This is a genomic window from Mesorhizobium sp. CO1-1-8 (assembly GCF_020164875.1).
GTDB lineage: Bacteria > Pseudomonadota > Alphaproteobacteria > Rhizobiales > Rhizobiaceae > Mesorhizobium.
In genome coordinates this window covers 32,142-44,696 of record NZ_JAIUGZ010000005.1, presented here as the reverse complement: position 1 = coordinate 44,696, position 12,555 = coordinate 32,142, and the positions used below count along the sequence as shown (strand labels likewise).

The following is a 12,555-nucleotide window of genomic DNA, read 5'->3' as shown; positions in this document are numbered from 1 at the left end:
CCTGCACGAAATGTTGACTGTCAGGTTCAGGGAACGCCTTGCCGTATCGGCTTGGCCGGATATGTATCGCGCATCAATCGAACGGAGCGGGCGATGACGAAGCAGGACCTTCAGATCAAGACCAGGGATGGCGTTGCCAAAGCAGGGCTTTTCCGCTCGGCAAACGCATCTCCTGCCAAGGCCGGTGTCATTCTTTATCAGGACGCCTTCGGTCCGCGGCCGGCGCTCGACAGTATGGCCGAGCGGTTGGCGAATGAAGGCTATGCGGTGCTGGTGCCGGACCTGTTCTACCGCAATGCACCCTATGGGCCGTTCGACGCCAAGACCGCCTTCGCCGAAGAAAAGACCAAAATCCCGCTGATGGCGCTGGTCACCGGCACGACGCAGGACATGAACATCAGCGACAGCGGTGCGTTCCTCGATGCGCTTGCGGCGGAAGGAATCACTGGGCCGATCGGCACGGTCGGATATTGCATGGGTGGCGGCAGGGCACTGAATGCCGCCGCAACTTATCCCGACAGGATAAGGGCGGCGGCAAGCTTCCATGGCGGCAATCTGGCCAGCGACGCCGCCGACAGCCCGCATCGCAAGGCAGCCTCCATCAAGGCGCATGTCTATGTCGGCACGTCCGGCGTCGACAGGAGTTTCCCCCCGGAACAGTCGGCGCGGCTGGCCGAGGCGCTCAGGGTCGCGGAAGTCGACCACGTCATCGAGAACTATGCCGGCATGGCGCATGGCTGGTGCGTACCCGATCATAGCGTTTTCAATGCCGCCGGTGCGGAACGCCATTGGAAGCGGCTGACGACGTTGTTCGCCGAGACGCTGATCTAAGGTCACGGGTCGCGCCCCTGAGCAGGACGCTACGCGACCTTGGAGTGAGCGATGCTTGCCCTTTCGATGGTGGCAGATGACTTCAGCTTGCCGCCGCCGGATCAGGCTGCGTCTAGGCGTTTGCCTTGCGATAGGCTGCGACAACAAGCCAAATTGCGGAAAGCAGAAAGTAAAACGCGCCGAACCCAGCATAAGGGGCGATGTCCAGAATCGTCGGCGCAACCGTACCGAGGGATCGGCTGATCATAAAGCCGCCGGCGAGGGCTGATTGCACGCCACTGAGGATCATCGGCCACTGCGCGCTATGGTAGCGCCAACGCCTTGCTCCCGTATTCAACTGCAGCAGACCCGAGAGGATCGCCCAAGCCCCAAACACGGCCAGAACGGCATACATGCTGTTGCTAACCGCCACGATGACGGCGAGCGCCGTTATCGTGCTGACCACGACATTCAATGCCTGGGACGAGTTGGTTCTCAGGCCGCCATTTACCCGAGCGTCAACCAGATTGGCGAGGGCGTCCCATGCAGGGTAGATCACGAGCAGAAACGCGGTGAGGCCGGGTTGTCCGTTGAACAGAATGGCGCCAGCAACCCAGGCGATAGAAAATATGGCGCGGGCGAAATAATAGGATCGTAACCAGTTGGACTGGGTGAAAGATTGGCTTTGCACGGCAGGTTCCTTATTGTTAACTACCTATTAGTAGGTAGGCAAAACCTTTGAGTCAACCCGATGTCCGGACACCTCCCCGTGAGAATCGGGAACGATGCACAATCTTGACAGTTTGCCTACCAGAAGGTAGGCCGCGATATGAAATCAATGGCTTCGACTTCAGAAAAGATTCTCGATGTCGCGCAGTCCCTCATCGTCGCGGGAGGCTACAACGGGTTCAGCTATGCCGATATCGCGGCTGCGATCGGCATCAGGAAGGCGAGCATCCACCATCACTTTCCGACGAAGGCAGAGCTGGTTTCGGTGCTGGTGGATCGTTACAGGCAGCAGGCCGAAACGGGTTTGGAATCTCTCCAGGGAGAACTCTCAAGCCCTGCTGAACAACTGCAGTCCTACCTGAACTATTGGCGGACATGCATTCGCGATGCCTCGCCGTCCTTCTGCGTCTGTGCGATGCTCGCTGGCGAGATGCAGATGCTGCCGGAAGAAGTCGCATCACGCGTCCGTGCCCATTTTCAAAGTCTCGCGGGATGGCTCATGTCGGTGCTGCGGGTTGGAGCGGAGCAGGACTTGTTCCGGTTGAACAACCGACCGGAGGAGGAGGCCCAGATGCTGATGGCATCGGTTCACGGGGCAATGCTTTCTGCGAGGGCTTTCGGCGATCCTGGACTGTTCACCACAATCGTCACCCCCCAGATCACCAAGCTGCTGAGACGGGATTGCTAGAGAATTGTGGGGCCAAAGTGGTATCAGGCAGCGCAGTGGCGCGGCGCCGGGTGAGCCGGTCGAGCGGGAACGAATAGCCTGATGCAATTCTATGATGTCGTGATCATCGGCGCGGGTGCCGCCGGAATGATGTGCGCCGTGGAGGCGGCCAAGCGCGGCCGTTCGGTGCTGATCCTCGATCATGCGGCATTGCCTGGCGAGAAGATCCGCATCTCCGGCGGAGGCCGGTGCAACTTCACCAACATCCATGCCAGCCCGAAGAATTTTCTCTCGGGCAATCCGCATTTCTGCATTTCGGCGCTCAGCCGCTATACGCAGCGCGATTTCGTCGCCCTCGTCGAACGCCATCGCATCGCCTATCACGAAAAGACGCTGGGACAGCTGTTCTGCGACGGCTCGGCACGCCAGATCATCGACATGCTGGTCTCGGAAATGCAGGGCAGGGGCGTGGAGCTGGCACTCTCGACCAAGGTTGAGGATGTCCGCAAAACCGAGGAGGGGTATGTGCTCGCCCTCTCCACCGGCACAATCAGCTGCCAGTCCTTGGTCGTGGCCTGCGGCGGCAAGTCGATCCCCAAGATGGGGGCGACCGGTTTCGGCTACGAGCTTGCCGAACGGTTCGGCCTTGCCATTGTCGAAACGCGGCCGGCGCTGGTGCCGCTGACCTTCGACGCAAACACCCTCGAGCGGCTGGCGCCGCTGGCCGGCAACGCCGTCGACGCGGAGGTCGCCTGCGGCAACGCGCGGTTTTCCGAAGCGATGCTGTTCACGCATCGCGGCGTCAGCGGACCGTCCATCCTGCAGATTTCTTCCTATTGGCGCGAGGGCGATGAAATCCGCATCGCCATGCTGCCTGGGGTTGACGTGGCGGACCTCATTCGTACCGCCAAGCGCGGCAATGGACGGCAAGCGGTGCAGACGGTGCTGGCAAACCATCTGCCGAAGCGGCTCGCACAGTCGATCGCCGAGCGCACCGGGATCGACGGCAACCTCGCCGATCTTTCCGACGCCCAGATCAAAACTGTCGCCGCCGCGGTCAATGACTGGCGCATCAAGCCTGCCGGTTCAGAGGGCTACCGCACCGCCGAAGTGACGCTCGGCGGGGTCGACACCAACGGGCTCGACCAGAAGACGATGGAGGCGAAATCCGTGCCGGGCCTGTTTGTCATTGGCGAAGCCGTCGATGTCACGGGCTGGCTGGGCGGCTACAATTTCCAGTGGGCGTGGTCGTCGGGCTGGGTGGCGGGGCAGGCGGCCTAGACTTACGTCCTTGGCTTCGCCCCGGCAACCGCAGGCGCCTTCTTCTTCTTTTTGGCGTGGTTGTAATCGACGGCCGCACGGACGAGCTCTTTTAAAGCGCTCTCATTCAGCGTGTCGCCCTCGAACACATCGATAGCCCGCCACACCTTGCCGCCAAAGCCGTTGTTGAACAGTCTGTCGGGGTCCGGCAGGCTGGCGCCATGGGAAAAGGTGAGCTTCACCTTATCCTTGTGGGCGTTGCCGACCACTATGTTCCCGTCGAGGCACCATACCGGGCTGCCCATCCACTTCCACTCCTCGACGATGTCCGGGTCGGCTGCAAGGATGGTCTTGCGGATGCCGGCGAGCATTTCGCCGCGCCAGTCCGAGAGGCCGGCGATCAGCTGGTCGATCTGCTGCGAGGGGGTCATCGGGTGTCTCCTGTGCCTTAAGGCGTTCAACCGCTGCCTGTCACCAGCGCGCCAGTTGGGTGATCTGAACGAGGTTGCCGCAGCTGTCGTTCAGCTGGGCGATGGTCGAGCCGGTCACCTCGGTCGGCGGCTTGATAAACGCGCCGCCTTTCGCCTTGATGCGCTCGTAGTCGCCCTTGACGTCGTCGGTGAAGAACATGACCGCGGGCTGACCCTGTTGGAAGATGGCTTCCTGATAGGCCTTGGCGGCCGGGTTGTCGTTCAGCGCGAGCTGCAACTCGGTTCCATCAGGCTCTTCGGCCGAGGCCACGGTCAGCCAGCGATAGGGCCCATTGCTGAAATCGGCCTTTTTGGTGAAGCCCAGCACGTCGGTGTAGAAGCGCAGTGCGCTTTCCTGGTTGTCCACATACACGCTGGTCAGCTTGATCTTCATCGCTACTTCTCCTCTGTCGTCTTCGGTCCCGCCCTTTCGGCAGGAAAGAATTTGAATTTTTGCTCGCAGTCGTCGCTGCGGTCGCTATGGGATCCAGCCGGGCAGGGCGGCGGCCTGCTTGATCCATTCCGCCATCCGCGCTTCGTCAAACTGGTCGTCTTCGCGGATGTCCATCCAGCGCACATCCTTGCTCTTCGCCGTGCCGCCGGGCGGTATCGGCTGCAGTGACATGCCGCTGAAGAAGGTCACCTTCAAATAGTGGGTGAAGACATGAAACGACACGAACCAGCCTTGGCCTTCGATGCCGTAGAAGGGCGAGTTCCATCGCACGGCCTTGCGCACATCAGGCACGTTGCGCACGATGAGCGCGTCGAGGCGCTCGCCCAGGCCACGCTTCCAGCCCGGCATCGCAGCGATATACGCCTGCACCGGGGCGTCGCCGTCGCCCTTGGCGATTTGCGGGTTGCCGCCTGACAGCAGCACTGCCGCAGCCTTGGCTGTGGTCGATTGTCCCTGCGTCTTGGCCATTCTGCCCACTCCTATCCGCGGGCACGCTGCGCGCCGCGGCCCTTGGCGACATAGGGCAGCACGAACATGTACAGGCCGCTGAACAGCAGCAGGAAGAGCGGCAGGAGCGGCGAGTAGACCACCCAGGCGGGAGGCTGCCCGAATGCCATAGTGACGAAGTTGGCGATGACGGTCAGCGTAAAGATGATCGACAGCCAGCGATGAATTTGCCGAACCCACATGTTCCAGTCCAATAGCTCCTCCTGTCAAAACAAGCCGAAGCGGACCCCTGATCCGCACGTCGGCGGTTTTCAATCTATCCGCGCCAGGACCTGACTCAGTTTCGTAAAGTACTGCCGCCATCCACTCGTCGCGCCCCGATACGCCTGCTCCTGATCCGGCCGGAAGCCGGATTGTTCCATACGCAATCGGGTGCCCGTGCTGGTCGGCAGGAGAGTCCAGGTGACGACACTCTCAAGGCCATAGGCCTGCCACGTATAGGACAGTGTCTTGTTCAATTCGACGGCTGTTACCTGACAGTCGACAACAATGCTCACGTCGGGTTGCGGTTCCTTTCGCAGACTGAAACGGTGGTCCACGACTGGCTTGAAATCGTTCTTCATCAGCCATTCCTCGATCAGATGCGGCTGGGTCAGCGCGCGCCAGATTTTTTCCGGCGGATAGGGGATCTCGCGTTCGACGATGACGGAGCGCGTTTCGGTCGCGATGTTGGTCATTGGTCCATTCTTTTGAGCAAATTTTCGAGATCATCGAACCGGCTTTGCCAGAATGCATTCATCTGGTTCGTCCAGTCGGTCAGTGGGGAAAGTGCTGCGAGTTGGGCGCTATAATGGGTCTGCCGTCCTTGATGGCGGTCGCGCACCAGCCCGGCTTGCCTGAGCACGCCGAGATGCTTCGACACCGCAGGTTGAGAGACCCCTGACTGAGCCGTCAGGGCGCCGACCGTCTGCTCGCCTTGCCGGCACAGGCGCTCGAAGATCGCACGACGCGTCGGATCGGAGAGCGTTCTGAAGAGGACATCGTGAGCGTTGTTCATTTGGATCGATAACCCGGTGGTTATTGATTGACGTATAGCCGCCGAGATATGGATGTGTCAAGCGGAGTGTTGGCGGTCACGATCGGCGGTTTCCAAAAAAATCTTTCCATTGCCCCAAGGATTAGCCATTAGCCTTCGTCCAACAGGCAAATGATGGCGATGATGCTGGATGAGAGCGAAGCCTCCGACGCCGAACTTATCGGGCGGGCGAAGGGCGGAGACAGGAGGGCCTTCAGCACGTTGCTGGAGCGTCACTACGACTTCGTCTATCGCGCCGCCTATCGCTGGTGCGGCAGGAAGGCCGATGCCGAAGACATCGCCCAGGAAGTCTGCGTCAGGCTAGGCAAGGCAATCCGCGACTATCGCGGCGGCGCCGCCTTTACGACATGGCTTTACTCCGTGACGATGAACGCCGCGCGCGACATGATGCGAAAGACCGCGCGCGAGACGGTCAAGACCGAGGCCTATGGCGTCCATGCCTTGACCTCGGGTAAGGCTTTCGAACCGGAAGACCCTGCCGAAGCGCTGTGGGCAGCGGTGCGGCAACTGCCGGACAAGCAGCGCGACGCGGTGCTGCTGGTCTATGGCGAAGGGTTGAGCCACGCGGCCGCCGCCGAGGCGATGGCGATCTCGGAGACGACAGTTTCCTGGCACATCCATGAAGCGAAGAAACGGCTGAAGACGCTGATGCGCTCGGCCGGGGAAGTGTGACCCATGGTCGACGACAGCGAACTCAACAGATTGCGCGATATAGCGGCGCCGGCGCCCGCCCAGGACGCCAAGGCGCGAGCCTTCGAGGCCGCCCTGCGGGCATACGATCAGGAAAATATTTCTTCTGTCACCCAAGGATCGGTTGGCGGGCTTCGTCTCACAGAGCGAGCACAAAAGCTCTGGAGCGAGATCATGCAAAAGAAACTCATTGCCACGCCGGCCCTTGCTGGGCTCGTCGCCCTGCCGATCGCCGGATACGCCACCTTCCATCTGCTGAGGGAACAGCCGCCCAAATTCGGCGGCGACGAGAAGATCAGCGAGACGCTGGCCGACAAGCCGGCGACGGTGAGGCCAACGACCGCTCAGCCGAAGCCGGCTCCGACCGGGCTGGAGAAGGACAAGAAGGCCGACGCCGATGTGGAAAGCCGCGACGCGACCGATGCGCTTGCGGCGCCGGCCTCGCCGCAGAAATCCGAATCGACCGTTGCCGGCGGCGCGGCACAACAGGAATCGGCGACGGGCGCTCCCCGCCAGGATGCCGCCGGCGCCGGAAGGGTTATCACGAACATTGCACCTCCTGCGCCAGCCCCGACGGGCGAGTTTGCGCTGGACGGCACCACAAGCGCGCCCAGCACCTCCCGGGCCGCCCGCATGCCGGCCGAGTCCAAGCTGATGGTGCAGCCGCCGTCGACCTTGCCGGCCGACCAGATGCAGCCGCAACCGGAAAACCGCGACCGTATCGAGGATTTCAAGACCAATCCGGTGCATGCAGCACTAGAAGATCCGGTCTCGACCTTCTCGATCGATGTCGACACGGCCTCCTATTCCTTCGTGCGCAGTTCGTTGAAGCAGGGCTATCTGCCGCAGGCCGATACGGTGCGCGTCGAGGAGATGATCAACTACTTCCCCTATGACTGGAAGGGTCCGGAGTCGGCTTCGACGCCCTTCAACTCGACCGTCAGCGTCATGCCGACGCCTTGGAACACGCAGACCAGGCTGATGCACGTCGCCATCAAGGGGTTTGACGTCAAGCCGGCCGAGCAGCCAAAGGCCAATCTGGTCTTCCTGATCGATGTCTCGGGTTCGATGGACGAGCCGGACAAGCTGCCGCTGCTCAAATCGGCTTTCCGGCTGCTGGTCAGCAAGCTGAGGGCCGACGACACGATCTCGATCGTGACTTATGCCGGTGACGCCGGCACAGTGCTGGAGCCGACCAAGGCAGCCGAAAAGGACAAGATTCTCAGTGCTATCGACAATCTGACGCCCGGCGGCAGCACTGCCGGCGAGGCGGGTATCAATGAGGCCTACAGGCTGGCGCAAAAGTCCTTCGTCAAGGATGGCGTCAACCGGGTGATGCTCGCCACCGACGGCGACTTCAATGTTGGTCAGACTGATGACGACGACTTGAAGCGGTTGATCGAAAGCGAGCGCAAGACCGGTGTCTTCCTGTCGGTGTTTGGTTTCGGCCGCGGCAATCTGAACGACCAGATGATGCAGACCATCGCACAGAACGGCAACGGCACCGCCGCCTATATCGACACGCTGGCCGAAGCTGAAAAGGTGCTGGTCGAGGATGCTTCCTCGACGCTGTTCACCATCGCCAAGGACGTCAAGATCCAGGTCGAGTTCAACCCGAACAAGGTCTCGGAATATCGCCTGATCGGCTACGAGACCCGGGCACTCAACCGCGAGGATTTCAACAATGACCGCGTCGATGCCGGCGATATCGGCTCGGGCCACTCGGTCACCGCGATCTATGAGATCACGCCCAAGGGCAGCGGTGCAGAGCAGATCGATCCGCTGCGTTATGGCCAGGCGTCGGTGGACAATGGCGGCGTCGCCAATGCGGACGAATATGCCTTCGTCAAGATCCGCTACAAGTTGCCGAATGAAGACGTCTCGAAGCTGATAACCACGCCCGTGACCTCCGCCAACGAGGTATCATCGTTCGACCAGGCGAGCACCGACCAGCGTTTCTCGGTCGCTGTCGCCGCCTTCGGCCAGAAGCTGCGCGACGAGGATGCGACCGCGAAGTTCGGTTACGACAAGATCATGGAGATCGCCACTGCCGCTCGAGGAGCCGACCCGTTTGGGTACAGGTCCGAGTTCCTCTCGCTTGTGCGCCTTGCCTCGGCGCTGGGCGGTAACCGGTAAGTGGTGGTGACGGCCGGTTTCTTTCAGATGGGATCGTTCTGACAGGGGAAGCCGACCTACGGGCTGGTGAGGCAGGCCGGCGAGGGATTCATTCCCTTGCCGGCCTTTTTCGGAGAATCTCCGGGTCGTTAAATTGCGCCGCATTTCCGGTACCGGATCGCAACCCCCTCCTTGTTACACAGGACGAGTGTACTGGGCTTGAGGGAGCCGGAATTGCAGATCAGGATTATCGCCAACCCGGCACCGCCGGCACGGGATGCCTCGGCGGCTTCATCAGGCCCATCATCGGAACCCAGGCGTATCAGCGATGATGTTGCGCAGGCGCGCCACACCGCCCTGTCGGCGCTGACCAACGACCGCTTTCGCGTCATGCTGGAACAGATCACCGACCCCAGCGCTTCGGGCGCGCTGATGACGATGCGCGGCGATGATGTGGTCGACTTCAAGTCGGCGCAGTCGAGCTACGCCGACAACAGCGAATAACCACGAACGATAGGCTCAGGCCCGGCTGCGGCGACGCTCGCGGCGGGCTTCGCTGGTCTCAGCGGTGTTTTCCGTCGCGACCTTGTTGCGCATCGGGCCGATGCGCTCGACGATCGCGGCAACCGTCGGACGATCCGCCCTGGTGTGCGCGTCGAGCGCCTTGCGCATCGCGGCAAGGTGCTGGAACGAGGTGCCGCAGCAGCCGCCGATAATCTTTGCACCGCTATCGACGGCGAGGCGCACATAGTCGGCCATCAGTTCGGGTGTGCCGGAATAATGGATTTCGGTGCCGCGGAATTCGGGAATGCCGCAATTGCCCTTGACGATCACCGTCGCCTCCGGCTTCGCCTCGGTCATGTCGAGCAGCGAGGCCAGGATGTCGGACGCCCCGACGCCGCAATTGGCACCAACGCCGAGCGGCGCCTGCGACAGCCCGTCGGTGACGCCGTGGATATCCTTCGGCAGCAGACCCATCATTGTGCGGCCGGCAGTGTCGAAGGAACCGGTGTAGGTGTAGGGCAGGCCGACGCGGATGGCAGCCTCGGCGGCGGCCCGGATCTCGTCTGGAGCCGACATCGTCTCGATCCAGGCGACTTCGGCGCCGCCTTCCTTGAGACCCTCGATCTGCTCGGCGAAGGCGTCGACCGCCTCATCATAGGTCATGGCGCCGAGCGGCACCAGCAATTCGCCGGTCGGGCCGACCGAGCCGGCGACGATCACCTTGCGGCCGGCTCTGTCGGCGACGGCGCGCGCAAGCTCGGCGGCGCGCTTGTTCAAAGCATGCACGCGATCCTGCGCATGGTGAAGCTTCAAGCGGTGACGGGTGCCGCCGAACGAGTTGGTGAGGATGATGTCGGCGCCGGCATCGACGAAATTCTGGTGCAGGCTGGTGATGGTGTCGGGCGCCATCTCGTTCAGCAGCTCGGGTGCCTCGCCGGCCTCCAGACCCATGGCAAACAAATTGGTGCCGGTGGCGCCATCGGCCAGCAGCACGCCCTTTTCAGCCAGCAGCGCATCGATCGGGTTGGTGGTCGTCATCGGATTGGCTTTCATGTTTCGAAGTCGAATAAGGATATAAAGAAGTCTTTATGTGTAGTCAATGAAATAGCGGCAGCGCGGCCACCAATGCGGAGGCCGGTGTCCGTCCGAGGGATCATCGTTGCCAGAGATCAGACAGTGCCGGTTGGGAACGACATGCCGGCCAGTCTGTGCGCGAAGCCGGACGCCTCGTGCGCATTGATGTCGGCGGCCCGGATCAGATTGTCGAAGTGCTGAATCAGCGTCTGGATCGGCTGGGTGGCGTTGAGCACCAGATACATGTCGCCGACATAGATGGCGGCGCGATAGGGGCCGAAGATGGTGTAGGGGATCGAATAGCGCATCCGCCCGTCATAGAGAAACAGTCGGAAGGTCGGGTAGAGGTCATCGAGCAGCGTCGCCATGTGCAGCAGCTGGGCGCGCCGGTCGGCTTCCGGGAAACGGTCCCAGACACCCAGCCCGCGCGCAAAGATCTCCAGCGTGTGGCGCGGCATACAGACTTCCATGTCGGTTTCCGGCCGTCTGTTGTAGTCGATGCGGTATTGCGTTTCGCCGGCCTGCGCCAGGCGGCTCTTGTTGGTGATGCCTGCCTCGTAGTCGACCAGCGCCTCGGTGCGCAGAAGGTCGGGAATACCGGCCGGCACGTAGCGGATCTTGGTGCCGGCCGCCTCGGCATGCCATTTGGCCAGCAGCGTGCGGTCGAAACCGTCCGGTGCCTCCTCGATCTCCAGGCTCTCGCGGATTTCGCCGGTGAGACCCTCGTCCTGGCTGAGGCCGAGAAGCCAATCGAGCGACACCTTGAACTCGGCGGCGATGTTGAGCAGCGTTTCGGCGCGAGGCAGGCGCGTCGAGGCGCCCGACAGCAGTTGCGACAGCGCCGAGCGGTCGATGCCGACCGCGGTCGCGAAGGCCGACTGGTTCAGGTCAGAGCGTGTCAAGAGCATTTTCAGGCGTTCGCGGAAGATCGTCGACAGGTCGCGCTTGTCCATGTGCGTGCTCCACCTAGATTGAGGAAAAATTTGCGCCGAAGCCGCGCGGATGGCCGCGTCAGGCGTAAATGAATCCCTAAGTCTGTTTACAATGTATAACATGTGCGGTTAAAAATGCGCAATCGCAACAGTTTGTGCACTTTGTCTCGTTGAGTGGAATCATTTCTCCTGACACTATGCTGTCAGGAGCCAATTGGGGTTCCGGCGACTGAGGGACAGTGGTCGATAGCATGACGAGCCAGAGCATCAGGCGACACAGCGTACCGGCCATCGAGTGGCCAACCGTGGTTCTCGCTTTCTTCTGTTACGCGGCATGGTTCGCCACCGGTTTCCTGCTCTGGCCCACCTATCCCGTCCTGGCGCTCGCCGTCCTCGCCTTCACCGCCGCATTGCAGTCGTCGATCATGCACGAAGTGCTGCACGGTCATCCGACACGCAACGCGCGGGTCAATGAAGCTTTTGTATTCCTGCCGATCGGTCTGGTCTGGCCGTTCCGCCGTTTCAAGACAATCCATCTGCGTCACCACGCCGACGAGCGGCTGACCGACCCGCTCGATGACCCCGAAAGCTATTATCAGGCGCTCTGGCAGCATGAGGAGCTGCCGCCGACGATGAAATTCCTGCTCAAAATCAACAACACCATGGCAGGCCGCTTCGTGCTCGGCCCGTGGCTGTCCTGCATCGGCTTCTTCATCGACGATGCCAAACAGGTGATCGCCGGCGACAAGGCGATCCGCAAGGCCTGGCTGCTGCATGCGATCGGCCTTGCCGTCGTGATGCCGATCGTCCAGTTCGGCTTCGGCATCCCGCTGTGGCTTTACATTCTGGTGCCGGTCTGGCTCGGCCAGTCGCTGATCTCGATCCGTACGTTCGCCGAGCATCAATGGTCAGAACATCCGGAGGGCCGCACGGTGATCGTCGAGCGCTCGCCGCTGTCATTCCTGTTTCTCAACAACAATCTGCACTTCGTCCATCACAAGACCCCGACCGTGGCCTGGTACAAGCTGCCCAAGCTGTTTCGTGACCGCCGTGAGGAATGGCTGCGGATGAACAATGGCTATGCCTATCCGAACTATTTCGCGCTGATCAAAGCCTATGCGTTCAAGGCAAAGGAGCCGATTGTGCATCCGGCGTTGCGGCGTGCGCCGGAGCCGGGCAGGGCCTTCAAGCCGCGCATCAGGGCGCGCAGCATCAGCGGGCTCGGCAGTGCGCCGGTTCCCGCCGAGCCGCCGAAGGAATAATTCCCGGTCTACTCGGAATCCATGTCGGCCAATTCTGATTGGACG

16 protein-coding genes are annotated in these 12,555 nt (G+C 61.6%); 7 read left to right on the top strand and 9 right to left on the bottom strand.

Annotated elements, in window-relative coordinates:
- Positions 1-93: 93 nt before the first annotated feature.
- Entirely contained in the window at positions 94-831 is a 738-nt protein-coding gene (locus tag LB558_RS11780) for a dienelactone hydrolase family protein (RefSeq protein WP_224697718.1), read from the top strand.
- Between the two features lie 112 nt (positions 832-943).
- Here LB558_RS11780 and LB558_RS11775 read toward each other — a convergent pair whose 3' ends face one another.
- Entirely contained in the window at positions 944-1,501 is a 558-nt protein-coding gene (locus tag LB558_RS11775; RefSeq protein WP_224697717.1) for a DUF308 domain-containing protein, read from the bottom strand.
- A 138-nt stretch (positions 1,502-1,639) separates the two neighbouring features.
- On the opposite strand from LB558_RS11775, the gene LB558_RS11770 reads away from it, so the two are divergent.
- Both LB558_RS11770 and LB558_RS11765 read left to right on the top strand, forming a co-directional pair.
- The gene (locus tag LB558_RS11770; RefSeq protein ID WP_224697716.1) at positions 1,640-2,227 is read left to right on the top strand and encodes a TetR/AcrR family transcriptional regulator; all 588 of its coding nucleotides are present in this window, start codon (positions 1,640-1,642) and stop codon (positions 2,225-2,227) included.
- Positions 2,228-2,308: 81 nt separating this feature from the next.
- Positions 2,309-3,487 carry an NAD(P)/FAD-dependent oxidoreductase gene (locus tag LB558_RS11765; RefSeq protein ID WP_224697715.1) on the top strand — a complete coding sequence of 393 codons (1,179 nt, stop codon included), beginning with the start codon at positions 2,309-2,311 and terminating at the stop codon, positions 3,485-3,487.
- A 2-nt stretch (positions 3,488-3,489) separates the two neighbouring features.
- Here the strand turns inward: LB558_RS11765 and LB558_RS11760 are convergent, their stop codons facing one another.
- From LB558_RS11760 to LB558_RS11735, 6 genes are all read right to left on the bottom strand, one after another.
- Positions 3,490-3,897, bottom strand: coding sequence for a DUF1801 domain-containing protein (locus LB558_RS11760; protein ID WP_224697714.1), 408 nt, complete (start codon positions 3,895-3,897; stop codon positions 3,490-3,492).
- 40 nt (positions 3,898-3,937) lie between these two features.
- Complete coding sequence (locus LB558_RS11755; RefSeq protein ID WP_224697713.1) at positions 3,938-4,330, bottom strand: VOC family protein; 393 nt, start codon at positions 4,328-4,330, stop codon at positions 3,938-3,940.
- 84 nt (positions 4,331-4,414) lie between these two features.
- Complete coding sequence (locus LB558_RS11750) at positions 4,415-4,858, bottom strand: DUF1801 domain-containing protein (protein ID WP_224697712.1); 444 nt, start codon at positions 4,856-4,858, stop codon at positions 4,415-4,417.
- 11 nt (positions 4,859-4,869) lie between these two features.
- Positions 4,870-5,091 (bottom strand): hypothetical protein, encoded by a 222-nt coding sequence (locus LB558_RS11745; protein WP_224697711.1) that lies wholly within the window; start codon positions 5,089-5,091, stop codon positions 4,870-4,872.
- 57 nt (positions 5,092-5,148) lie between these two features.
- Positions 5,149-5,574 (bottom strand): SRPBCC family protein, encoded by a 426-nt coding sequence (locus LB558_RS11740; RefSeq protein WP_224697710.1) that lies wholly within the window; start codon positions 5,572-5,574, stop codon positions 5,149-5,151.
- Complete coding sequence (locus LB558_RS11735; protein ID WP_023812297.1) at positions 5,571-5,894, bottom strand: ArsR/SmtB family transcription factor; 324 nt, start codon at positions 5,892-5,894, stop codon at positions 5,571-5,573. The genes LB558_RS11740 and LB558_RS11735 overlap by 4 nt, the downstream gene beginning before the upstream one ends.
- Positions 5,895-6,047: 153 nt before the next feature.
- On the opposite strand from LB558_RS11735, the gene LB558_RS11730 reads away from it, so the two are divergent.
- The 3 genes from LB558_RS11730 (at position 6,048) to LB558_RS11720 (ending at position 9,242) form a co-directional block, all read left to right on the top strand.
- Positions 6,048-6,605 (top strand): RNA polymerase sigma factor, encoded by a 558-nt coding sequence (locus LB558_RS11730; RefSeq protein ID WP_224697709.1) that lies wholly within the window; start codon positions 6,048-6,050, stop codon positions 6,603-6,605.
- Between the two features lie 3 nt (positions 6,606-6,608).
- Positions 6,609-8,759, top strand: coding sequence for a YfbK domain-containing protein (locus tag LB558_RS11725; protein ID WP_224697708.1), 2,151 nt, complete (start codon positions 6,609-6,611; stop codon positions 8,757-8,759).
- 213 nt (positions 8,760-8,972) lie between these two features.
- Positions 8,973-9,242, top strand: a complete 270-nt coding sequence (locus LB558_RS11720) for a hypothetical protein (protein ID WP_224697707.1) — start codon at positions 8,973-8,975, stop codon at positions 9,240-9,242.
- 15 nt (positions 9,243-9,257) lie between these two features.
- Here the strand turns inward: LB558_RS11720 and bmt are convergent, their stop codons facing one another.
- Entirely contained in the window at positions 9,258-10,280 is a 1,023-nt protein-coding gene (gene bmt / locus LB558_RS11715) for a betaine--homocysteine S-methyltransferase (protein ID WP_224697706.1), read from the bottom strand.
- Between the two features lie 131 nt (positions 10,281-10,411).
- Positions 10,412-11,269: a helix-turn-helix domain-containing protein gene (locus tag LB558_RS11710; protein WP_023812292.1), complete on the bottom strand. Its 858-nt coding sequence runs from the start codon at positions 11,267-11,269 to the stop codon at positions 10,412-10,414.
- Positions 11,270-11,499: 230 nt separating this feature from the next.
- Between LB558_RS11710 and LB558_RS11705 the strand changes: the two genes are divergently transcribed.
- Positions 11,500-12,510, top strand: coding sequence for a fatty acid desaturase (locus LB558_RS11705; RefSeq protein WP_224697705.1), 1,011 nt, complete (start codon positions 11,500-11,502; stop codon positions 12,508-12,510).
- Positions 12,511-12,555 lie beyond the last annotated feature (45 nt).